We start from the raw sequence: 21,713 nt of genomic DNA, 5'->3' as shown, positions 1-21,713 counted from the left end.
GACGCACCAGCGCAGAGCACTGGCCTGGCCCGATGCCGCTGTTAGGTTAGAGGCACTGACAACAGGAGATAACCATGATCAAAAAGACCCTGCTGGCCGCCACCTTGCTGCCGTTTCTTGCCCAGGCGCAGACTGTACCGCCGGCAGAAAAACCCGAGCTGTATGACATTGGCGCCGCCATGTCTGCCGAGCGCATGAAGGCTGACGTGACCAAACTGGTAAGCTTTGGCACCCGCCACACCCTTTCTAGCCAAACGTCCAAGACCCGCGGCATCGGCGCTGCCACCGATTGGATAGAAGCCCAGTTCAAGGCCATCAGCAAAGAGTGCGGCGGCTGCCTGGAGGTGATCCGGGTATCCGATACCGTCAGCGGTGAAAAACGCATCCCTAACCCGACCCTCATCACCAACGTCATCGCCATCAAATGGGGCAGTGAAGACAAAAAACGCATGGCGTTACTCTCAGGCGATATCGACTCGCGGGTGACCGATGTGATGAACGCCACCGCCGACGCCCCCGGCGCCAACGACAACGCCTCTGGCATCGCGGCCACCTTGGAATCGGCGCGGGTACTGACCAAATACGACTTTCCCGGCACCATCGTTTTTGCCGCCCTCTCTGCCGAGGAACAAGGGCTCTTTGGCGGCAAGATCCTCGCCAAATACGCTCGCGAGCAGGGCTGGAATATCGATGCGGTGATCAACAACGATATGATTGGCAACACCGAGGGCATTGACGGTATCAAAGATAACCACACGGTCCGGGTGTTCTCCGAGGGCACCCGCGCGGTGGAAACGCCAGCAGAAGCCAGGGCCCGACGCTTTACCGGCGGCGAGCTGGACTCCCCCTCCCGCAACCTGGGCCGCTATATCAAAGCCTTGGCTCACCAGTACCTGCCGATGCTGGACGTGATGATGGTTTATCGCCTCGACCGCTTCGGCCGGGGCGGCCACCACAGTCCCTTTAATGACGCCGGTTATCCCGGGGTGCGGCTGATGGAAACCCACGAAAACTACAACCGCCAGCACCAAGACCTTCGCACCGAAAACGGCGTGGCCTATGGCGATGTGCTGGCCGGGGTGGACTTTGACTACGCCCGCAAGGTAGCAGCGCTTGATGCCATTACCCTCGCCTCCATGGCCTGGGCGCCCACGGCGCCTGCGGATGTCACCATCAAAGGTGCAGTCAGCCCGGATACCACCCTGAGCTGGCAGGCCGGCAAAGATAAACAACTGGCGGGGTATAAGGTGTATTGGCGCTTGACCACCGAACCGACTTGGACGCACAGTCGTTACGTTGGAAATACAGATAGTTACACCCTCAAAGGAGTGGTCATTGACAATTACTTCTTCGGCGTTGCCGCCGTTGCCAAAGACGGCACCGAAAGCCCGGTGGTATTCCCGGGCGCAGCCGGCGCTTTCTAAACTGCTGTGGGGGCTGCTACTGGCCCCTCCCCTCGCCTTTGGCCAATGGCAGGCCCAGCCGGAGCGAAACGGGGTCAAGCTGTGGATTGAGCAAGGTCGCGATGGCCTGGTCAGTGTGCAGGCCCAGTGCCAGGTCGTCACCCGGCTTTCGGCCTTTGCGGCGGTGATGAACGATCTTGAAGCCGTACCCCAATGGATGGCCCATGTCGAGGCGGTAAAACGCCTCGACAAACCGTCCGCTACCGAAGACGTTATCCATACCCGCTTTCATTTGCCCTGGCCGGCCAAAAACCGTGACGCGGTCACCCTCTCGGCCTGGCGCCAAGACCCAGACTTCACGCTGCATCTTGACATCAAAGACGCCGCCGAGCGCTACCCGCAACTCAAAGGCTATGTGCGCATGCACGGGGTGTCGGGGCAGTGGCGCTTGACGCCCCTTGGCCAGGGGCTGACCGAAATTCGTTACACCGGTAGCGCCGACCCGGCCGGTTGGCTGCCCGATTGGCTGGTTAACAAACTCAGTGTCAGCTCAACGGCCAAAACCCTGGCCGGGCTTTGCAATCGCATCACCGAACTGAAATACCAGGACAGCCAATACCCTTTTATCAAGGAACCTCCGGCCACCCGTACCCGCAGCGAGCGCTGAGCCTGCCTGGGTATTTACGGCTACGCTTATCACCAGCGATTGCGGTAGGAGAACGACCATGTGGCATGCCTTGCAAGAAGAGATCTCGGCCTTTATCGGCAGGCCTTTTGTCTTGTCTGAGCGGCGCCTGCATCAAACCGGGCCGCGCTGGCAAAGCTACGTGGTGGGCGATGGGCGCCTGAGCCTGTTCGTCAAGATAAGCGAGTCGTGTCACCTAGAGCAGCTACAGGCAGAGGCCTTTGGCCTTGGTGAGCTATCCCGTTTTGGCCCGCTGCGCAGCCCCGAGGTGGTATGCGTGGGCGCCACCCGGGGCTTTGCCTACCTGGTCCTTGAGTATCTTGAGTTTGCCGCCCCCAGCCGCCTGGGCTGGCAGCGCCTTGGCGAAGGGCTTGCCGCCCTGCACCAGCGCCAGGACCAAGCCATGTACGGCTTTGACGAGGACAACTTCATCGGTAACAGCCCTCAACCCAACGCCTGGCATAAGCATTGGCACCGCTTTTTTTGCGAGCAGCGCTTGGCGTTCCAGCTGGGGATGCTGGCAGAGAAAGGTTTGTTGTTGCCTCAACAAGAGGCGCTTCTTGATTGTGCCTGCCGGCTGTTAAAGCATCATCAGCCGACGCCGAGCCTGCTTCATGGGGATCTTTGGCGAGGCAATATCGGGTTTATTAAAGACCAACCGGTGTTTTACGATCCGGCCTGTTACTACGGGGACAGGGAGGCAGATATCGCCATGACCGAGCTCTTTGGCCGCTTCGACCCGGACTTTTACGCCGCTTACGACGATACCCTGGCGCTGGATGAAAACTACGAAAGCCGGCGCGAGCTATACAACCTCTACCACCTGCTCAACCACACCAACCTTTTTGGCGAGCATTACTGGCAACAAGCCCAGCAGAGCGCCAGCGCCCTGCTGAACCTCTATCACCATCAGTAACGGGGTTGCACCACCACGAACTGGCTGCCGCCATCGACCGGCAGATACCAGATCCCATCGGCGATGTAATAAAGCCGCCCTTCATAAGCCACCTTCTTGGTGGGCCCGACGATTTCATCCACCACGGTGCCGGGGCTCAGGCCCTCGCCACGCGCCACGGAAGTAGTGGTGGTTACGGTGGTGGTAGTGGTGCCAGGCTGGTTGACCACCCGGTAGCTGCCGGCCGGGGGATTATCCACATAAACGTAGTTATTCCCTTGCTGGCGATAATAGGCGTTGTTGACGATGGCATAGGTGATACCGGCAAAGACCGCAAAGGTGGCAATACCGGCCAGGGCATTACCGTGGTGGTAAGAGCGACGGGCCGGCGGCGGGCCGTAGTGATGGTAGCCGGGTTTCACCACGATGACCCGGCCTGGACCACCGTGACCACCATAATGACCGTCGTAGTGGCCGCCATGGGCCTCGGCCAGTGTCGGTACCAGGATCATGCTTAGGGCAGCGATGCCCGTGATCAGGGTCTTTTTCATGGGAAAGTTCCTCATTTACGTCACAGTTCAAGTATGCCCCATGCACCTAAACCAACTCGAACAATGGCGGGTAAATAAACGTAAACCCGCTGGCCCAATGCCATACTGACAGTCATCGCCACGCTTTTGGAGGCGTTATGGATAAAGTCAGGCAATGGCGGGTTGAATGCCCTACCTGCGGCCACCACACCTTTATTACCCTAGAGCCGGATGATGTCGGCCAGGATTTCATCGAAGACTGCGCCAACTGTTGCAGCCCCATCCATATCCAGGTAACCGAAGACTTAGACGGCCAGCTCAGCGTCCAGGTAGACGGCGACGACGAGCAGCTTTACTGATCACTCCTCCACCAACCACTCACAACGATACTGCCCTGCCCCCTTGGCCAGCACCTTGTCCAGCCAGGGCAAGGTTTCGTCCATGGCAGCCTTGAGGGTCCAAGGCGGATTGACCACCAGCAGGCCAGCAGAAGTCATGCCGTGCTGATCGGTATCTGGTAGCAGGCCTTGCTCGATACGCAGCTGCTTTTTGATGCCGGTGGCTTTGAACGCCGCCATCATTGCCTCAACCCGGGCGCGCTCTACCACCGGGTACCAAAGCACATAAGTACCTGTGGCAAAGCGCCGGTGAGCGTCGCTGATGGCATGCACCACCGCTTGGTAGTCTTCTTTGAGCTCATAGGGCGGGTCGATGACCACCAGGCCGCGCTTTTCCTTGGGCGGCATCTTAGCCACCAGGGTCTCGTAGGCGTCGGCCTTTTCTACCCTCACCTGGCGGTCTTTGGCAAAGAGCTGCTCCAATAGCACCATGTCTGCAGGGTGCAGCTCGGTTAGAAACAGGCGGTCGTGGTCTCGCAGCAGCGCACGCGTCAAAAAGGGCGAGCCCGGGTAATGCAGCAGCTCGCCCTTGTTCATGGCGCGCACCACTTCAAGGTAGGGTGCCAGGGCTGGCGGCGCATCGGCGGCGGCCAGCACCTTGGCAATGCCGTCTTTAAATTCCCCGGTTTTCTGGGCCTTGGCATCGCTCAGCAGGTAGCGGCCGGCACCGGCGTGGGTATCGTGCACATAAAAGGGTTTGTCCTTTTGCTTTAGGTAATCAAGCACAAAGGCAATAACGGCATGTTTGAGAACGTCGGCATAGTTGCCGGCGTGAAAGGCGTGACGGTAGCTGAGCATGGCACTGGTCTAAAAGAATGGGTGCAGGCATTCTAAAGCCATGGCCTTTTGAGATCACCTAAGCATGTATCATCTTCACCCCGCCATTAAGCACGCGCAGGCCATGGCCCAGAACCTGGCGGCCACCACCGGCCGGGAACTGGAAGACTGGCGCGCCCTGGTGGCCGCCGAAGCGCCCAAGGACGCCAAGACCTGGCTCAAAGACGAATATGGCCTGGGCGGAGCAACCATTGCCCTTATCCTCGATAGCCACAGCACCGATGAAGAGCACTATCTTCTTGAAGCGCCACGTTTGGTCGATGCCCAATACAGCGGCGGCAAGGCGGCCTTGAGGCCCCTTTATGATGCGGTGGAGGATTTATTGCTGTCGTTGTCGGACGAGGTGAAGCTTTGCCCGGCCAAAACCCAGGTGGCGGCCTATCACAACAAGGTTTTTGCAACAGTTAAAGCCGCCGGGAACCAGCAGTTGGAATTGGGGCTGGCCCTGGGGAAGGGCCAACCCTTTGATGAGCGCTTTGTCGATAGCGGCGGCCTGGCCAAAAAAGACCGCATTACCCACAAGGTCCGCCTGATATCGACGACCGAACTCGACGACAGCTTGGCCGAAAAGCTCAGCCTCGCCTTTGAACTGGCCCGTTAACCGAGTAGCGCCACTTCCTCGGCGGTTAGCGGCCGGTATTCCCCTTCAGCAAGGCTGGCATCGAGCTCCAAGGGACCGATGGCTTCGCGGTGCAGATCCACCACTTTGTTGTCCAGGGCGGCAAACATCCGTTTGACCTGATGGTACTTGCCTTCGCTGATGGTCAGCAGCACTTCGGTCTCGCTCACGCGCTCAAGGGTCGCCGGTTTGGTCAAATGCCGCTCGCCCCTTAGCTGCACGCCTTCCTCAAAACGCTGCTCGGCATCGTCAATCAAGGGATCGTCAAGCCAAACCCGGTAGCGCTTGGCGCAGTCGTGTTTGGGGCTGGTCACCCGGTGCGACCATTGGCCGTCGTCGGTGAGCAGCACCAGCCCGGTGGTGTCGAGATCCAAGCGGCCAGCCATGTGCAACCCAAAACGCTCTTTGTCGTCCAGCAGAGCCAGCACCGAGCTGTGCTCAGGATCGTCGGTGGAGCACACATACCCCTTGGGCTTGTGCAGCATAAAATAACGCAGGCCAACCGCCCGCATAGCTTCGCCTTCCAACACCACCTCATCGGTGTCAGTCACCTTAAAGCCGGGGTCTTTAACCACCTCGCCGTTGACGGTGACTTCTTCCCGGTGCATCAATCTTTTGATTTGGGCACGGGAGTAAAGGGAATTGTCGGCAAGAAATTTATCCAGACGCATTGAGTCTCGCCCTTAAGAAAAAGTGCACTATTCTAGCCACATTTGCCGCCTTAACCCACTTAACCTTGGCCGCTATTTGGCTTAGGCTAGGGGAAACGATTTCTCGCCCACCCTTTTGGAACAACCGACCATGTTTGAAAGCCTGCAAGCCGTGCCCGCCGACCCCATCCTTGGCCTTTCCATCGCCTATAAAAACGATGAAAACCCCAGCAAGGTGGATCTCGGTGTTGGTGTGTACAAAACCGAGACGGGTGAAACACCCATTCTCAAATCGGTCGCCCTGGCCCAGCGCCAACGCATTGAGACCGAAACCACCAAGACCTACATTGGCTCTGCAGGGGACGCCGGCTTTAACGACAAACTGGCCAAGCTGGTCTTTGGCGAAGGCAACCCGGTGCTGGCCCGCCAGTGCACCGTGTCTACCCCGGGCGGCACCGGCGCGCTGCGCATGGCCGCCGAGTTCATCAAACGCTGTAACCCCGGCGCCACCATCTGGGTAACCGACCCGACTTGGGCCAACCATAACGCCCTCTTTAACGCCGCCGGCATCCAAGTCAAATCCTACCGTTATTTTGACAAGGACAATTCCAGCGTCGACTTTGCCGGCATGATGGATGCCCTGCAGTCGGTCCCCAAAGGTGATGTGGTGCTGCTGCACGCCTGCTGCCACAACCCGTCTGGCGCCGACCTTAACCAAGCGCAGTGGCTGGCCTTTGCCGAACTGGCTAAGGAAAAGGGCTTTACTCCCCTTATTGATATGGCTTACCAGGGCTTTGGCGATGGCCTCGACGAAGACGCCTTTGGCCCCCGCACCCTGGCGGCGACGTTGCCCGAATTCTTGCTCACCACCTCAGGTTCAAAAAACTTCGGCCTCTATCGCGAGCGGATCGGCGCCCTGACCCTGGTTGGTGAAAACAGCACTCGCGTGGCGATTTTGTCCAGCGTCATCCAAAACGTAGCCCGCTGCATCTATTCCATGCCGCCAGCTCACGGCGCCGCCATCATCGATATCGTGCTGGGTTCAACCGAGCTCACCGAGCTCTGGAAAACCGAGCTGGCCGAGATGCGTGGCCGCATTCATGAGCTGCGTTCCTTGCTGGTGGATAAACTCCACGCCCGCCAGGACAAAAAGGACTTTTCCTTTATCACCAAGCAGTACGGCATGTTCTCGTTCCTGGGGATCAGCAAAGAGCAAGTGCATCGCCTCAAGGACGAATTTTCCGTATACATGGTGGATTCAAGCCGCATGAACGTGGCCGGCATCAACCACAGCAACGTGGATTACCTGGCCGACGCCATCACCAAAGTGCTCTAAGGTTTTGATAGAAAAAGAAAAGGCAACCCGAGGGTTGCCTTTTTTGTTTCACGTAATGCATCTAGCAAAGATGAGCATCTTCTTCCAACTCCAGGGGCAGTTCTTTGACTACCTCGTCTTGAAGCTGGTAGTAAGGCTCGTGGGTGTCATGGTGTTCCATGCTGCACTCCGGCCTCTGTTGTAGGGTCGGGCGCATTGTAACGTTTTCGTCAAATTCACTCTAGGTGTTTTTGCAAAAAGGTCGCCAGCTCTCCCTCCATGGCAACAGCTTTGCCGGTGCGTTGGTCCATGCACACAAAGGTAATGGCTGCGTCCGCTACCAGGGTGTCGGAGCCATCAAAATAAATTTCCTGGCGCACCACACCAGAGCGCTCACCCAGTTCGGCAAGCTGGGTTTTGATGCGAAGGGTATGGCCAAGGGTGGCCGCGGCGCGATAATTGATGTTGATGTTAACAACCACAAAGGCCAGCTTGTGGGACTGGAACCAAGCCAGCTCACCCGAGTCTTCCAGCCAGCCCCAGCGGGCTTCTTCGAGAAACTCCAGGTAGCGGGCATTGTTGACATGCTGGTAGACGTCCAGGTGATAGCCGCGAACCTTGATCAGGGTGTGGTGTACTGCCATGGGATTTCCTTATAGATATTGTTGCCGAACCGATGCCGGCAGGCGGGTCATTGCCCGCTCAATGAGCCCCTCGAAGCCGTCTTCAAGGGGAGATAAATCGATACCCGGTTCGATGATGGCAAGCGCCATCATCACCGCCTCTACCGTACTCAAGGCACTTTTTTTGCGGGTGCTGCGAAGCCTATAGCGGCTCACTGCCCCTTGGGGCAAACACACCTTAGGCAAGGCCTTGAGTGCCGGGCTCTGCTCGTAGAGCCGAAGGGCCTTGCGCCAGGTGCCATCCAAAACCACTAGATGGGACGGCGCACTAGCCAAAGTGGCGAGGTTGCGGGCCCCTTCCCCCGGGAACAACAGAGCCGTTCCATCCGGCCAGGCTGGCGCCTCGAGCAGCGCATCTGTGCGGAGCAAGGCACAATCCAAAGCGCCTTGCACCAATGCTGCGGTACCCAGAGGGTGGGTTTCCTCGCCGGGATATTGCACCAGCGTTACCTGGGTGCGGCATGCCAAAGGCCGGATAAGCGCACAAATACAGTGAATTATCAAACGATTGCACTTTGGGCAACTTGCTCGGGCCATGACTCCCCCTTAGGATGGAGGCCCATTCTAAAAAGAGTTTGCCATTGATGCCACATCTGGTCGGAGCTTTCAGCCTGATCCTGTTGGCCAGCCTGTTGATGCTGCTGCCGGCCGATCTGCACCAGCAATTGATGTACCAACGCCAAGCCATCCTCGACGGCCAGCTTTGGCGGCTAGTCACCGGCCATTTGCTGCATACCAATGGCTGGCATCTGGCCATGAACAGTGCCGGCGCCCTCGTCATTGCCTGGCTCCATGGCCGCTATTACAGCTTTTGGGGTTGGTGGGACCGCCTGGGTTACCTGAGTGTGGCCAGCAGCCTTGGATTACTGGCCTTCTGCCCTGCCCTTCAATGGTACGTTGGGCTTTCGGGTATCTTGCATGGCCTGCTGTTGATGGGCGCACTAGAAGACATTCGCCGAGGCGAGAAAACCGGCTGGCTTATCATCATCGGGGTTATAGCCAAGATTGGCTGGGAGCAGTGGCATGGCGCCGCGGCTGAAACCATCAATCTTATCGGCGCACCGGTGGCAACCGATGCCCATTTGTTCGGGGCCTTGGCGGTATTGCCTTGGTGGGTGGTGAGTATTATTTGGCGCAAAAGAAAAGGGGCCTGACGGCCCCTTGTTATTTAAAGCGAATTTTATCGGCGTTCGCGCTGAGAAGCTTTTCTCCAAGACCTTTTACCTTCTTGAGGTCTTCAAGGCTGGTAAAAGGGCCATGGGCCTCTCTGTATTCAACAATAAGCGCTGCCTTTTTCGCTCCGACGCCCTTGAGTGTGTGGGCGATTTCCTCTGCCGAGGCAGAATTGATATCAATGGCTTCAGCAGTCTCTTGCACAACCCCTTGGTCAGTTGTCGTCTTATCGACGTCTACCGCCAGAGCCACATTGCAGGCCAGTACACTGGCCGCCAGTAACAGCAATTGCAAAGTCCGTTTCATAGGTTGTCCTTACCTTGGTTGTCCCAGATGAGCACATCCTTAGCTCAGAGGTAAGTATAGTCAGTTTTTCAGGCTGTCATTGATGGCGCCAAGCACCGCCATGGGGTCGTCGGCCTGGGTAATGGGCCGGCCAATAACCAGGTAGTCCGAACCAGCCGCCAAGGCCTCTTTGGGGGTCAGTACCCGGCGCTGGTCGCCAGCGTCGCTGCCGGCCGGGCGGATCCCCGGGGTGACCAGTTTAAAGTCCTGGCCAAGGGCTTCCTTGAGTCGCTGGGCTTCCTTGGCCGAGCACACCACGCCGTCAAGGCCGGCAGCCTTGGTCAAAGAAGCCAGGAGCAAAACCTGCTCTTCGGCGCACTTAGCGCTGACGCCCAATTCTTGAAGCTCTTCATCGGTCATGGAGGTCAGCACCGTGACCGCGATCAGCAGCGGCGCTTTATCGCCATAAGGCGCCAAGGCCGCTTTGGCCGCTTCCATCATCCGGCGGCCACCACTGGCGTGGACGTTGACCATCCACACACCCAGCTCCGCCGCTGCGGCCACGGCTTTGGCCACGGTATTGGGAATGTCGTGAAATTTAAGGTCGAGAAAAACATCGAATCCTTTATCGACCAGGGTTTTCACCCAATCGGGGCCAAAGAGGGTAAACATTTCCTTGCCGACTTTCAGGCGGCACTGCTGCGGGTCGAGCTGGTCAACCAGCGCCAGGGCTTTGGCTTTGTCATCAAAATCCAGCGCAACGACGACAGGCTTATTTGGCATGGGTTCTCCTTAGTCACCATCCAGGCCACGGATGGGTTTGATTTGCCCCCACTGCTGGCAAGATGGGCAGAGCCAGTAGCGCTTGTTGGCGCTAAAACCGCAGTGGCGACAGCGATAAGTGGGGCGAATACGGATCTGTTGCTCAACCAGCTCGGCCAGCAGATTGAGACTCTCCTTGGCGGAAGGCTCGGCGACCTTCTCGCGCTGATACTGAATAAGGCGACGAAAGCCTTTGAGAGTGGGGTGGCGTTTTAGCTCATCAAGCAGCAGCGCTTCGGCGCTGCCAATACCGGCTTGCGCTTGCGTGAGATCGGCATAAGCCAGCACCACCGAAACGCCGCTGTCCTGGCTGACGGCTTTGGCAAGAAAGTTATAGTAGCCCTCGCTGTCACCCAGACGGCTAAAAAGGTCAGCGATAACAGGCAGCACTTCGGAGCTGTTATCAGGGTCAGTACTGACCACCGGCACCAATACCGCGAGCGCCTCTTCGAGTTGCCCGCCCTCCCGGTAGAGCTTGGCAAGGCCTTCTCGGGCACGGGTGCAGCCGCCGTCCACATCCAAGGCTTTTTTGTATTCCTTGAGGGCTTCACGGCTATTGCCCTTATCAAGGGCAAGCCCGGCCAGCTGGCAGTAGAAGTGACTCAGAGCGCGGGTAATGGCCATGGGCCTGTCTTTACCCATGCGCTTGGCCACCTTGATGGCTTGGTGCCAGTCCTTGGTGTGCTGATAGATGGCCAGCAATTGCTCTTGGGCCTGCTGGCTATGCTCAGGGTCGTCCTTGAGTTCGTCAAAGATATTCTCGGCCCGGTCATAAAGCCCGGCCACCATGAAGTCCTGGCCAAGCTCCAGCATGGCCAGGCGCCGGTCTTCCTCTCCAATAGAGGGGCGGGCCACCAGGTTTTGGTGAATGCGAATAGCTCGGTCGACTTCACCACGGCGGCGAAAAAGGTTACCCAGCGCCATATGGGTTTCGAGGGTCTGGGAGTCTACCGCCAGCATGTCGATGAACAGGTCCACCGCTTTGTCTGGCTGGTCGGAGAGCAGGAAATTAAGGCCCTTGAAATAACGCTGAGAGAGTCGGTTGCGGTGAACCTCCCGTTCCTGGCGCACACTGCGACGGCCCATATACCAGCCGTAACCGGCCGCAATGGGCAAAAGCAGGAACAGAAGTTCAACCATAAATCAGGCGTCTTTTTGTTTGGCGCTCAACTTGCGCTGCAGGAGGGCAATTCTGCGCTTTTGTACCCAGCACAGGCTGCCAAGCACAATAAAAGCCAGTAATGCACCAAAAGCAAAGGCGATCCCCAGCCACTGCCCCAAAGAAAAGGTTTTCTGGGCAACCAGATAGTTAACGGCAACAGGTTGGGCATTTTCGGCACCAACAGCCAGAGCCAGGATAAAGATAACGACGGCAACAAGCCATTTGATGAGGGTTAGCACCGCACCTCCTGTGGGCCAAAATCGAACGCCGCTATTATTGCCTAAAAGCGGCCTCAGACACAAAAAAGGCATGCTCTCGCATGCCTTTTTTTCTTAAATACTGATCAGGAACCAGCGCTCAGATTGACCCTTTCCCGCAGTTCCTTACCCGGCTTGAAGTGGGGTACCTGCTTGGCAGGCAGCTCCACCGAATCCCCGGTCTTGGGATTACGCCCAACCCGCGGTGCCCGGTAATGCAGGGAAAAACTGCCAAATCCCCGGATCTCGATGCGCTCCCCTGCTTCCAGGGTGTTGGCCATCTGTTCCAGAATTTCTTTAACTGCCAGTTCCAGATCCCGCGCAGGCAGGTCAGCATACTTGGCGGTCAAACTCTCAATGAGTTCTGATTTGGTCATAAGGTTTCCTCGGCGCCAAAGAGGGTGGGGCCAAAACCCCACCCGCCTGATTAGTCTTCGCTCTTAGCAGCTTTGAAAGCTTCAGCCATGGCGTTAGGAATAACCACGTCGTCCTGGCTGTTCAGGTGATCGATGGCATCACGCTCGTCTGCTTCATCCTTAGCGCGGATGGACAGGGAGATGGTGCGGTTTTTACGATCAACACCCATGAACTTGGCTTCAACTTCTTCGCCGGCTTTCAGCACGGTGGAAGCATCTTCGATGCGCTCACGAGAAATATCGGAGGCACGCAGGTAGCCTTCAACACCTTCACCCAGATCGATGGTAGCACCTTTGGCGTCTACAGCGATCACGGTACCGTTAACGATAGCACCTTTCTTCTTATCGTTCAGGTAGTTGTTGAAAGGATCGGCTTCCAGTTGCTTCACGCCCAGGCTGATGCGCTCGCGCTCGGCATCCACTTGCAGAACAACTGCGGTGATTTCTTCGCCTTTTTTGTACTCACGTACGGCTTCTTCACCAGTAGCGTTCCAGGAGATGTCGGACAGGTGAACCAGACCGTCGATGCCGCCGTCCAGACCGATGAAGATACCGAAGTCAGTGATGGACTTGATCTTACCGGAGACTTGGTCGCCCTTGTTGAAGCGGCCAGCGAACTCTTCCCAGGGGTTGAGTTTGCACTGCTTGAGACCCAGGGAGATACGACGACGCTCTTCGTCGATGTCCAGAACCATAACTTCCACTTCGTCGCCCAGGTTAACAACCTTGGAGGGGTGGATGTTTTTGTTGGTCCAGTCCATTTCGGAAACGTGTACCAGGCCTTCAACGCCTTCTTCGATTTCAACGAAGCAGCCATAGTCGGTCAGGTTGGTCACGCGGCCTTTGAGCTTGTGACCTTCAGGGTAACGCTCGGCGATGGAAACCCACGGATCGGCGCCCAGTTGCTTGAGGCCCAGAGATACACGGGTACGCTCACGGTCGAACTTCAGTACCTTGACGGTGATTTCATCGCCAACATTGACGATCTCGGAAGGATGCTTAACGCGCTTCCAAGCCATGTCGGTGATGTGCAGCAGGCCGTCAACGCCACCCAGGTCAACGAAGGCACCGTAGTCAGTCAGGTTCTTAACGATACCTTTGACTTCCATACCTTCTTGCAGGTTTTGCAGCAGTTGCTCACGCTCAACGTTGTTCTCAGATTCGATCACAGCGCGACGGGAAACAACAACGTTGTTGCGCTTCTGGTCCAGCTTGATGACCTTGAATTCCAGGTCTTTGTTTTCCAGGTGAGCAGTGTCACGGATAGGACGAACGTCAACCAGAGAACCAGGCAGGAAGGCACGGATGCCGTCCAGATCGACAGTGAAACCGCCTTTAACTTTACCGTTGATGATACCGATAACAGTGGCGTTTTCTTCGTAAGCTTTCTCGAGAACCAGCCAGGCTTCGTAGCGTTTGGCTTTCTCGCGAGACAGGATGGTCTCGCCGAAGCCGTCTTCTACGGTGTCCAGCGCGACGTCAACAACGTCACCGACAGCTACGGTGATTTCGCCGTTGGCATCTTTGAACTGTTCGGCAGGAATAGCGGACTCAGATTTCAGACCAGCGTCGACCAGTACGATGTCCTTTTGAACGCGAACAACAGTACCTTTAACGATGGAACCCGGGCGGGTTTCGATCTCTTTCAAGCTTTCTTCGAACAGTTGAGCAAATGATTCAGTCATGTGTGTCTGCTTATTTAACAAACCATGTGGCATCCATCCGACATGGGGTTGTTCATGTGTTCTACACCGTTCCTTGGCGCAGAAGGGTTCTTAATTGGCCAGTGCCGGTATCTTGGCACAGACCGCCTGCCAGGCGGCATCGAGCACCTGCTCGATAGAAAGATGGCTGGTATCAATGACCAGAGCATCCTCCGCTGGCTTCAGTGGCGCCACGGCGCGATTGGCATCGCGTTCGTCACGCTCACGGATCTCGGTTAAAAGACGTTCGATTTTAGCATCCTGCCCTGAGGCCAGCAACTGCTGGTATCGGCGCTCGGCGCGGACTTCGGCGCTGGCGGTCAGAAACAGTTTCACCGGGGCAGTTTTAAAGACCACCGTGCCCATGTCCCGGCCGTCTGCCACCAGGCCAGGAGCTTTCTGAAAGGCCCGCTGACGGCGCAGCAGCGCTTCGCGCACCCGAGGGAAGGCCGCCACTTGCGAGGCAGTACCGGCCACTTCCTGGGTACGAATGGCTTTGGTGACATCCTCGCCTTCGAGGATAACCTTCACCCCTTCAGCTACCGGCTCAAACTGCACATCCAGGTGCGCGGCCAGCGGCACCAGGGCTTCCTCGTCTTCCAAGGGGCACTGATGATGCAGCGCCGCCAGGGCCAACACCCGGTAGATGGCACCGGAGTCAAGGAAGTGCCAACCGAGCCTGTCCGCCAGCAATTGGCACAGGGTGCCTTTGCCTACGCCGCTTGGTCCGTCTACGGTAACGACGGGTACCAGTTCAGCCATAAAATCCTCCATTTCTACGGATACAGGCTAAAGCCTGCAGGCGTCGGGCGCGCATTATAGGGCAAAAGTCTTTCAAATACCTTTACGGATTGCCGCAAAACGCGCAAAGAAATCCGGAAAGGTCTTGGCGGTGCACTTGGGATCGCGAATACCCATGGTGCTATTGCCCAGTGCCAGCAAGGCAAAACACATGGCCATGCGGTGATCGTTATAGGTGTCAATCTCGGCATGGCGGATGGCTTGGCCGCGGCTGACCTTGATAAAGTCCTGCCCTTCTTCCACCTCAGCGCCCACCTTTTTCAGCTCGGTGGCCATGGCGTGCAGCCGGTCGGTTTCTTTAAGGCGCCAGTTGTAGATGTTGCGAATGACGGTCTGCCCCTCGGCAAAAAGCGCCGTGGTGGCGAGGGTCATGGCAGCATCGGGAATGGCGTTGGCATCGATATCAATGCCTTTGAGCTCGCCTTTTTGCACCCGCACCTGATGTTCGCCCCACTGGACCTTGGCCCCCATTTGCTCAAGGGCGTCCACAAAATCCACATCCCCTTGCAGCATGCCTTTGAAAAGGCCCTTGATGGTGACGTCACCACCAATGGCGCCAGCGGCGGCAAAATAGGAGGCGGAAGAGGCGTCCCCTTCCACATAGTAATTACCGGGGCTTTGGTATTGGCTGGCTGCTTTGATGACAAAGGTCTGGTCGTCGGGGCGCTCGGCAACCACGCCGAAGATGGCCATCAAACCCAGGGTCAGTTCCACATAGGGTTTGGAGACCAGCTCGCCGTCGACCTTGATGGTGACGTCCCCTTCACACAAAGGCGCGGCCATAAGCAGCGCAGACAGGAACTGGCTGGACAGATCCCCTTTAACGCTCAGGGTGCCGCCGGCCAGTTTCTTGCCGTTGATTTTAAGGGGCGGGTAGCCCTCTTCACCCAGGTACTGGATGTCGGCACCCAGCTGGCGAAGGGCGTCCACCAGATCGCCGATGGGCCGCTCGTACATGCGCGGCTCACCCACCAGTTCAAAGGTGCCCGGGGTCAAAGCAAGAGCCGCGGTCAAGGGGCGCATGGCGGTACCGGCATTACCGAGGAAAATCGGCTCGGCTGGCGTGCCGGGACGCCAGGGGCCCTTCACTACCAGGCTCTCACCCTGCTCAGCCACCGCCACCCCCAACGCCTTGAAGGCGCCGCGCATATGGCGGATGTCGTCGGCGTCCAGCACGTTGCTCAAGGCGGTGGGCGCGGCGCAGAAGGCGCTCAGCAGCAATGCCCGGTTGGACAGGGATTTTGAACCAGGCATAGACAAGGTTCCGGCAACAGTACCGCCGGCGGCCAGTGTCAGTAATTCCATATCAATCTTCCGAGAGTAAGGGCCAGGCATCAAACTGATGCCCGGAAATCAAAAACCATTTGGCACCCACGCCTTGGCCGGGTGCCTTGTCACTCAGTTGCCAGGCACCACCGGTGGCGCCTTGGGTGGTCAGCAAAAAGCCCTGCTGCCCCTCAAAAGCGAAGGTAGCTGCGGGTAGCAACCCGGCCAGGGAGTCTGGCAGGTCGCCGAGCCACAATACCCCTTGGGCCTGCCCTTCGAACACCGCCTCGAAGGGGGCATCGCTTGGCAAGGTTTGGGTATAGCGGCCAAGCAGCGCATGCACCAGCGGCGGTTGCCGACTGGCAATGCGAAACGGCCCCTGGCGGGCCCGGCATAGGGAGATGAGGTCGCGGCTAAACTGGCGCACCAGTGGCGCCGGCAGCTGGGTAAAGCTCTCCACGTGCTGCTCGACCAGGGCAAACTCGCGAGTAGGGTCAAACACCCTACCCCCTTTGAGCTCGCCTAGCTCGTCGGCCACCAGCAACCGCTGGCTGAGCAGAGCCAGCAAGCGGTTGTCTATCTCCTCTATCTGCTGGCGCAGGGCGCTGAGATCAGCCATGGCGCTTGGCAAAGTCCGCCATAAAGGTCACCAGGGCCTGGGTACCTTCCAGCGGCATGGCGTTGTACATGGAGGCGCGCATGCCGCCCACAAAACGGTGGCCTTTAAGGGCCATCAGCCCCAGGGCTTCGGCTTCGGCAAGGAAGGCCTCGTTGAGGCTTTCATCTTTGAGTTGCCACACCACGTTCATCCGTGAGCGGCAACTCGGGGCCACCAAGTTTTGATACAGCCCGATGCTATCAATAGCGCCGTACAGCAGCTCAGCCTTGGCAGCGTTATGCGCTTCCATGGCGGCAACGCCCCCCACCTCTTTGAGCCATTCGAACACCAACCCCGCCAGGTACCAGGAATAAGTTGGCGGGGTGTTGAGCATGGAGCCCTGCTCGGCTTGCTTGGCGTAATCCCAGATACAGGGCACCAACACGTCGTCACGAAGCAGATCGTCACGGACGATCACCACCACCAGGCCGGAGGGGCCGATGTTCTTTTGGGCACCGGCATAAATGAGGCCGTACTTGGACACATCAATCCGGCGCGACAGGATGCAAGAGGACATGTCCGCCACCAGCGGCACCGCTACCTTGGGCTCCTCGAACATCTCGATGCCATCAACGGTTTCGTTGGGGCAATAGTGCAGGTACTTGGCCCCGTCACGCACCTTGATATCAGTGGGCAGCGAGATGGGTTTGGTGTTCATATCGATTTCGCCGGCGATGGCCACATCGCGAAAGCGCTTGGCCTCCTCATAAGCCGCCTTGGACCATTGGCCGGTAATGAGGTAGTCGGCCTGTTCGCCTTCCTTTAGCAGGTTCAGGGGCACGGCGGTGAATTGGCTGCGGCCGCCGCCGGCCAGGAACAACACTTTGTAGTTATCGGGAATGGCCATCAATTCCCGAAGGTCGGCTTCGGCCTTGGCCGCAACCGCCATAAAGGGCTTGTCGCGATGGGACACTTCCATCACCGACACGCCGCGGCCCTGCCAGTCAATCATCTCGCTCTGGGCACGTTGCATCACCGCCGGCGGAAGCATGGCGGGACCTGCGCAAAAATTGAATACGTTGTTCATACGACCCTATCTAAAAACAAAAAGCGGCCCCATGGCCGCTTTTGAATTACTCGTCGGCGTTTTCGCCTTGCGCCTCGGGGACAATTTCTTCGTCCACCTCGGCGATGCGCTGCAAGCCGACAACCTTCTCATCCGTTGCGGTACGAATGATGGTCACGCCCTGGGTGTTACGGCCGACTCGGGACACTTCGTTGACCCGGGTGCGCACCAGGGTGCCACGGTTGGAGATAAGCATAATTTCATCGCCATCTTCAACTGCTACCGCACCCACCACCTTGCCGTTACGCTCGGAGACCTTGATGGATACCACCCCTTTGGTGGCCCGGCTCTTGGCCGGATACTCAGCCTGCTCGGTGCGCTTACCATAACCGTTTTCGGTCACGGTGAGGATATCCACGTTTTCACTGGGGATAACCATGGACACCACAGACTGGCCGTCTTCCAGGCTGATACCGCGCACACCAGTAGCGCCGCGGCCCATGGCCCGCACTTGCTGCTCGCTAAAACGCACCACTTTGCCTTCATCGCTAAACAGCATCACTTCGTTGCTGCCGTCGGTGATGGTCACGCCAATCAGCTGGTCGCCGTCATTGAGGTTAACAGCGATGATGCCGCTGGAGCGTGGGCGGCTGTATTCGGTCAGGGCAGTTTTCTTCACGGTACCAAAGGCGGTAGCCATAAAGATGTACTTGCCTTCCTCATACTCGCGCACCGGCAAAATGGCGGTGATGCGCTCGTCTGCTTCCAGGGGCAGCAGGTTGATGATGGGGCGGCCACGGGCGGTACGGCTGGCCAGCGGCAGCTGGTACACCTTCAGCCAATAGAGGCGGCCACGGCTGGAGAAGCACAGGATGGTGTCGTGGGTGTTGGCGACCAGCAGCTGCTCGATGAAGTCTTCATCCTTCATCTTGGTGGCCGCTTTGCCTTTACCGCCGCGGCGCTGGGCCTCGTAATCGGTCAGGACCTGGTATTTCACGTAACCCTCGTGGGAGAGGGTCACTACCACGTCTTCTTCATTGATCAGATCTTCGATGGATATATCGGCAGAAGACTCGCTGATCTCGGTGCGGCGCTCGTCGCCATATTGCTCGGAGATGGCCACCAGCTCTTCACGAATCACTTCCATCAGGCGCTCAGGGGAGGCCAGGATGAACAGCAATTCTTTGATGATGTCCAGCAGGCCTTTGTACTCGTCGAGGATCTTCTCGTGCTCAAGGCCGGTCAGGCGGTGCAGGCGAAGGTCCAAAATGGCCTGGGCCTGCACTTCGGTCAGGAAGTATTTGCCGTCACGGATGCCGTATTGCGGCTCCAGGCTCTCGGGGCGAGCGGCGTCAACACCGGCGCCTTCAAGCATGGCTGCTACGTTACCCAGCTCCCAGGGGGTGCTAACCAGGCCAGCTTTCGCTTCGGCCGGGGTTGGGCTGCGGCGAATCAGCTCGATAACCGGGTCGATGTTGGCCAGCGCAATGGCCAGGCCTTCCAGCACATGGGCTCGCTCGCGGGCTTTACGCAGCTCATAAATGGTGCGGCGGGTCACCACTTCACGGCGGTGATTGATAAAGCACTCAAGGGCATCTTTGAGGTTAAAGAGGCGCGGCTGGTTTTGGTCCAGGGCCACCATGTTGATGCCGAACACCACCTGCATCTGGGTCAGGGAGTAGAGCTTGTTCAGTACCACTTCGCCGGCTTCGCCGCGCTTGAGCTCGATAACCACCCGCAGGCCGTCTTTGTCGGACTCGTCGCGCAGGGCGCTGATGCCCTCGAGGCGTTTTTCCTTAACCAGCTCGGCAATCTTTTCAATCAGCCGCGCTTTGTTTACCTGGTAGGGCAGCTCGTGAACGATGATGGTCTCGCGGCCATTGTCTTCGTTCACTTCCACTTCGGCGCGGGCACGGATGTAAATCTTGCCACGGCCGGTGTGGTAGGCGTCGCGGATACCGCTTTTACCGTTGATGATGCCGTGGGTGGGGAAATCGGGGCCCGGGATGTATTCCATCAGCTCATCGATGGTCAAATCCGGGTTATCAATCAGCGCCACACAGCCGCCCACCACTTCTTTTAAGTTATGGGGCGGAATGTTGGTGGCCATACCCACGGCAATACCGGCGGCGCCGTTAACCAAGAGGTTCGGCACACGGGTCGGCAGGACATCGGGGATTTGTTCGGTGTTGTCGTAGTTGGGAACGAAATCGACAGTTTCTTTATCCAGATCCGCCAGCAGCTCGTGGGAGATCTTGGCCATCCGCACTTCGGTATAACGCATGGCGGCGGCAGAGTCGCCGTCCACGGAGCCGAAGTTGCCCTGGCCGTCTACCAGGGTGTAACGCATGGAAAAAGGCTGGGCCAGACGCACTATGGTGTCATAGACCGCCGAGTCACCGTGGGGGTGGTATTTACCAATAACATCCCCTACCACACGGGCCGATTTCTTATAGGCTTTGTTCCAGTCGTTGCCCAGTTCGTTCATGGCAAACAGAACACGCCGGTGTACCGGCTTGAGGCCATCGCGGACATCGGGCAGCGCCCGGCCGACGATAACGCTCATGGCGTAATCAAGGTAGGAGCTTTTGAGCTCATCCTCGATGCTGACCGGTACGATTTCTTTGGCCAGATCGCTCATCTCAGTCGTCCCTTTTAAAGGTCTTCCAACAAAGTGAGCCACTATACCACAACGGTCGACGTTGACCATGAAAAGGCAACGCACTCAGGGCTATAATGGCCCGTCTGCCAATGTCGGAAGGTAAAGATGAATAACAACGTTGATAACACTGAAATTGCCAAGTTCGAAGCCATGGCCCACCGCTGGTGGGATAAAGAAGGGGAATTTAAACCCCTGCACCAGTTAAACCCGGTGCGCCTGGCCTTCGTTGAGGAAATGGCCGATGGCATTGGCAATAAGCGCATCGTCGATATCGGTTGCGGCGGCGGCATTTTAAGTGAGTCCATGGCCCGCCTGGGCGCGGTGGTGACCGGCGCTGACATGGGCACCGAGCCACTGAACGTGGCCCGCGCTCACGCCGAAGAAGTGGGAGTAGCCCTTGAATACCGGCAAATAACCGCCGAAGCCCTGGCCGAAGAGCTGCCCGGCCAGTTTGACGTGGTGACCTGCATGGAGATGCTCGAGCACGTACCGGACCCGCAATCGGTGGTGAGCGCCTGCGCCAAGCTCTGTAAGCCCGGCGGTATGCTGGTGTTCTCTACCCTTAACCGCACCCCCAAAGCCTGGGCCCTTGGGGTTTTTGCCGCCGAGCGCATCCTGCGCTGGCTGCCCGCCGGCACCCATGACTTTCAAAAATTCATCAAGCCGGCCGAGCTGATGGCCTTTTGCGACAACGCCGGGCTTATTCCTTTAAAAGCCGTAGGCATGAGCTACAACCTCTTGACCGGCCAGTTCAGCCGCTCAGAAAAACTGGACATGAACTACCTGGTCGCCGCCCGGAAACCGGCATGAGCGCGGTTCTTTTCGACCTCGACGGCACCCTGCTTGATACCGCGCCCGACCTTCGCCGGGCGCTAAACGAAGTGCTGGCCGCCCACAACCTGCCCTTAAAAACCCTGGCCGAGGTTCGCCCCCATGCCACCCACGGCACCAAGAGCCTGCTGACTTTAGGCTTTGGCGAAGGCGCCTTTGAGCAAGAGGCGCTGCGCCAGGCCTTTTGGGACGCCTACCTGCGCGACATCTCTGCCGAGACCCGGCTTTTTGAAGGGGTCAGCCAGCTGATTGGCGCGCTCAACGACGCCCAAATTCCCTGGGGCATTGTTACCAACAAGGTGACCCACCTGACGGTGGCCGCCCTGCCCCATTTTCCGGCGCTTGATGCCTGCAAGGCCCTGGTTTGCGGCGACACCCTTGCCAGTCGCAAGCCTGACCCGGCGCCGCTCCTTCACGCCGCCGAGTTGATGGGAGTAGAGCCGGGGCATTGCCTTTACCTTGGTGATGCCCTGACCGACATGGAAGCGGCTCAGGGCGCCGGCATGCAGGGCTTTGTGGCCAGTTGGGGTTATGTGGACGACAGCCACCCCAGTTGGCCGGCCAAGGCGGTGCTGGCGGCACCGGAGGATCTGCTGAATTGGTGCAAGATCACACGATCAAACAGCTGATCGCTTTTTTTGATCGGGGCTTGCATT

25 protein-coding genes are annotated in these 21,713 nt (G+C 58.0%); 9 read left to right on the top strand and 16 right to left on the bottom strand.

Annotation, left to right across the window (positions count from 1 at the left end; translation table 11 throughout):
* Positions 1-74: 74 nt before the first annotated feature.
* Genes AC22G1_RS09475 through AC22G1_RS09465 form a run of 3 tightly spaced genes read left to right on the top strand, consistent with a single transcriptional unit; the run spans position 75 to position 3,004 of the window.
* Positions 75-1,424: a M20/M25/M40 family metallo-hydrolase gene (locus AC22G1_RS09475; protein WP_487316539.1), complete on the top strand. Its 1,350-nt coding sequence runs from the start codon at positions 75-77 to the stop codon at positions 1,422-1,424.
* Positions 1,336-2,070 (top strand): START domain-containing protein, encoded by a 735-nt coding sequence (locus AC22G1_RS09470; protein WP_487316538.1) that lies wholly within the window; start codon positions 1,336-1,338, stop codon positions 2,068-2,070. Before AC22G1_RS09475 ends, AC22G1_RS09470 begins: the two co-directional genes overlap by 89 nt.
* A 58-nt stretch (positions 2,071-2,128) precedes the next feature.
* Complete coding sequence (locus AC22G1_RS09465; RefSeq protein ID WP_487316537.1) at positions 2,129-3,004, top strand: fructosamine kinase family protein; 876 nt, start codon at positions 2,129-2,131, stop codon at positions 3,002-3,004.
* On the opposite strand, the gene AC22G1_RS09460 is transcribed toward AC22G1_RS09465, so the two are convergent.
* The gene (locus AC22G1_RS09460; RefSeq protein WP_487316536.1) at positions 2,998-3,534 is read right to left on the bottom strand and encodes a hypothetical protein; all 537 of its coding nucleotides are present in this window, start codon (positions 3,532-3,534) and stop codon (positions 2,998-3,000) included. The two genes, AC22G1_RS09465 and AC22G1_RS09460, sit on opposite strands and share 7 nt — an antisense overlap.
* 137 nt (positions 3,535-3,671) lie before the next feature.
* Between AC22G1_RS09460 and AC22G1_RS09455 the strand changes: the two genes are divergently transcribed.
* Entirely contained in the window at positions 3,672-3,872 is a 201-nt protein-coding gene (locus tag AC22G1_RS09455; RefSeq protein ID WP_487316535.1) for a zinc ribbon domain-containing protein, read from the top strand.
* Here AC22G1_RS09455 and AC22G1_RS09450 read toward each other — a convergent pair whose 3' ends face one another.
* Positions 3,873-4,709 carry a 23S rRNA (adenine(2030)-N(6))-methyltransferase RlmJ gene (locus AC22G1_RS09450; protein WP_487316534.1) on the bottom strand — a complete coding sequence of 279 codons (837 nt, stop codon included), beginning with the start codon at positions 4,707-4,709 and terminating at the stop codon, positions 3,873-3,875.
* A 64-nt stretch (positions 4,710-4,773) separates the two neighbouring features.
* Between AC22G1_RS09450 and AC22G1_RS09445 the strand changes: the two genes are divergently transcribed.
* Positions 4,774-5,349 (top strand): DUF5655 domain-containing protein, encoded by a 576-nt coding sequence (locus AC22G1_RS09445; protein ID WP_487316533.1) that lies wholly within the window; start codon positions 4,774-4,776, stop codon positions 5,347-5,349.
* On the opposite strand, the gene rsuA is transcribed toward AC22G1_RS09445, so the two are convergent.
* Positions 5,346-6,038, bottom strand: coding sequence for a 16S rRNA pseudouridine(516) synthase RsuA (rsuA, locus tag AC22G1_RS09440; RefSeq protein WP_487316532.1), 693 nt, complete (start codon positions 6,036-6,038; stop codon positions 5,346-5,348). The genes AC22G1_RS09445 and rsuA overlap by 4 nt on opposite strands.
* 130 nt (positions 6,039-6,168) lie before the next feature.
* Here rsuA and AC22G1_RS09435 point away from each other — a divergent pair, with 130 nt between their 5' ends.
* Entirely contained in the window at positions 6,169-7,353 is a 1,185-nt protein-coding gene (locus AC22G1_RS09435; protein WP_123421292.1) for an amino acid aminotransferase, read from the top strand.
* A 215-nt stretch (positions 7,354-7,568) separates the two neighbouring features.
* Here AC22G1_RS09435 and AC22G1_RS09430 read toward each other — a convergent pair whose 3' ends face one another.
* The gene (locus AC22G1_RS09430) at positions 7,569-7,976 is read right to left on the bottom strand and encodes an acyl-CoA thioesterase (protein WP_464950783.1); all 408 of its coding nucleotides are present in this window, start codon (positions 7,974-7,976) and stop codon (positions 7,569-7,571) included.
* Positions 7,977-7,985: 9 nt separating this feature from the next.
* Complete coding sequence (locus AC22G1_RS09425) at positions 7,986-8,552, bottom strand: tRNA-uridine aminocarboxypropyltransferase (protein WP_487316531.1); 567 nt, start codon at positions 8,550-8,552, stop codon at positions 7,986-7,988.
* Between the two features lie 47 nt (positions 8,553-8,599).
* Between AC22G1_RS09425 and rrtA the strand changes: the two genes are divergently transcribed.
* Positions 8,600-9,169 (top strand): rhombosortase, encoded by a 570-nt coding sequence (gene rrtA, locus AC22G1_RS09420; protein WP_487316530.1) that lies wholly within the window; start codon positions 8,600-8,602, stop codon positions 9,167-9,169.
* Positions 9,170-9,179: 10 nt separating this feature from the next.
* Here rrtA and AC22G1_RS09415 read toward each other — a convergent pair whose 3' ends face one another.
* From AC22G1_RS09415 to gyrA, 11 genes are all read right to left on the bottom strand, one after another.
* Complete coding sequence (locus AC22G1_RS09415; protein ID WP_050658074.1) at positions 9,180-9,494, bottom strand: ComEA family DNA-binding protein; 315 nt, start codon at positions 9,492-9,494, stop codon at positions 9,180-9,182.
* Between the two features lie 60 nt (positions 9,495-9,554).
* Complete coding sequence (pyrF, locus tag AC22G1_RS09410) at positions 9,555-10,256, bottom strand: orotidine-5'-phosphate decarboxylase (RefSeq protein WP_487316529.1); 702 nt, start codon at positions 10,254-10,256, stop codon at positions 9,555-9,557.
* Between the two features lie 9 nt (positions 10,257-10,265).
* Positions 10,266-11,435 carry a lipopolysaccharide assembly protein LapB gene (lapB, locus tag AC22G1_RS09405; RefSeq protein WP_487316528.1) on the bottom strand — a complete coding sequence of 390 codons (1,170 nt, stop codon included), beginning with the start codon at positions 11,433-11,435 and terminating at the stop codon, positions 10,266-10,268.
* Between the two features lie 3 nt (positions 11,436-11,438).
* Positions 11,439-11,696 (bottom strand): LapA family protein, encoded by a 258-nt coding sequence (locus tag AC22G1_RS09400; protein ID WP_417356732.1) that lies wholly within the window; start codon positions 11,694-11,696, stop codon positions 11,439-11,441.
* 104 nt (positions 11,697-11,800) lie between these two features.
* Positions 11,801-12,091, bottom strand: a complete 291-nt coding sequence (locus AC22G1_RS09395) for an integration host factor subunit beta (protein ID WP_487316527.1) — start codon at positions 12,089-12,091, stop codon at positions 11,801-11,803.
* 50 nt (positions 12,092-12,141) lie between these two features.
* Positions 12,142-13,815, bottom strand: coding sequence for a 30S ribosomal protein S1 (gene rpsA, locus AC22G1_RS09390; protein ID WP_487316526.1), 1,674 nt, complete (start codon positions 13,813-13,815; stop codon positions 12,142-12,144).
* 90 nt (positions 13,816-13,905) lie between these two features.
* Positions 13,906-14,595 carry a (d)CMP kinase gene (cmk, locus tag AC22G1_RS09385; RefSeq protein WP_487316525.1) on the bottom strand — a complete coding sequence of 230 codons (690 nt, stop codon included), beginning with the start codon at positions 14,593-14,595 and terminating at the stop codon, positions 13,906-13,908.
* Positions 14,596-14,667: 72 nt separating this feature from the next.
* Entirely contained in the window at positions 14,668-15,939 is a 1,272-nt protein-coding gene (aroA, locus tag AC22G1_RS09380) for a 3-phosphoshikimate 1-carboxyvinyltransferase (RefSeq protein WP_487316524.1), read from the bottom strand.
* A gap of 1 nt (position 15,940) precedes the next feature.
* Positions 15,941-16,519 (bottom strand): chorismate mutase, encoded by a 579-nt coding sequence (locus AC22G1_RS09375; protein WP_487316523.1) that lies wholly within the window; start codon positions 16,517-16,519, stop codon positions 15,941-15,943.
* A complete protein-coding gene (gene serC / locus AC22G1_RS09370; protein WP_487316522.1) occupies positions 16,512-17,585 on the bottom strand; it encodes a 3-phosphoserine/phosphohydroxythreonine transaminase in 1,074 nt (357 codons plus the stop codon). The genes AC22G1_RS09375 and serC overlap by 8 nt, the downstream gene beginning before the upstream one ends.
* A gap of 46 nt (positions 17,586-17,631) precedes the next feature.
* Complete coding sequence (gene gyrA, locus AC22G1_RS09365) at positions 17,632-20,205, bottom strand: DNA gyrase subunit A (RefSeq protein WP_487316521.1); 2,574 nt, start codon at positions 20,203-20,205, stop codon at positions 17,632-17,634.
* A 126-nt stretch (positions 20,206-20,331) separates the two neighbouring features.
* Between gyrA and ubiG the strand changes: the two genes are divergently transcribed.
* Together ubiG and AC22G1_RS09355 are read left to right on the top strand one after the other, a co-directional pair.
* A complete protein-coding gene (ubiG, locus tag AC22G1_RS09360; RefSeq protein ID WP_123421283.1) occupies positions 20,332-21,036 on the top strand; it encodes a bifunctional 2-polyprenyl-6-hydroxyphenol methylase/3-demethylubiquinol 3-O-methyltransferase UbiG in 705 nt (234 codons plus the stop codon).
* Positions 21,033-21,686 (top strand): HAD family hydrolase, encoded by a 654-nt coding sequence (locus AC22G1_RS09355; protein ID WP_487316520.1) that lies wholly within the window; start codon positions 21,033-21,035, stop codon positions 21,684-21,686. The genes ubiG and AC22G1_RS09355 overlap by 4 nt, the downstream gene beginning before the upstream one ends.
* Positions 21,687-21,713: the final 27 nt, after the last annotated feature.

It is taken from the genome of Gallaecimonas zhanjiangensis (genome assembly GCF_057624825.1).
The sequence above is the reverse complement of the archived record's forward strand: the minus strand, read 5'-3'. Positions and strand labels throughout refer to the sequence as shown.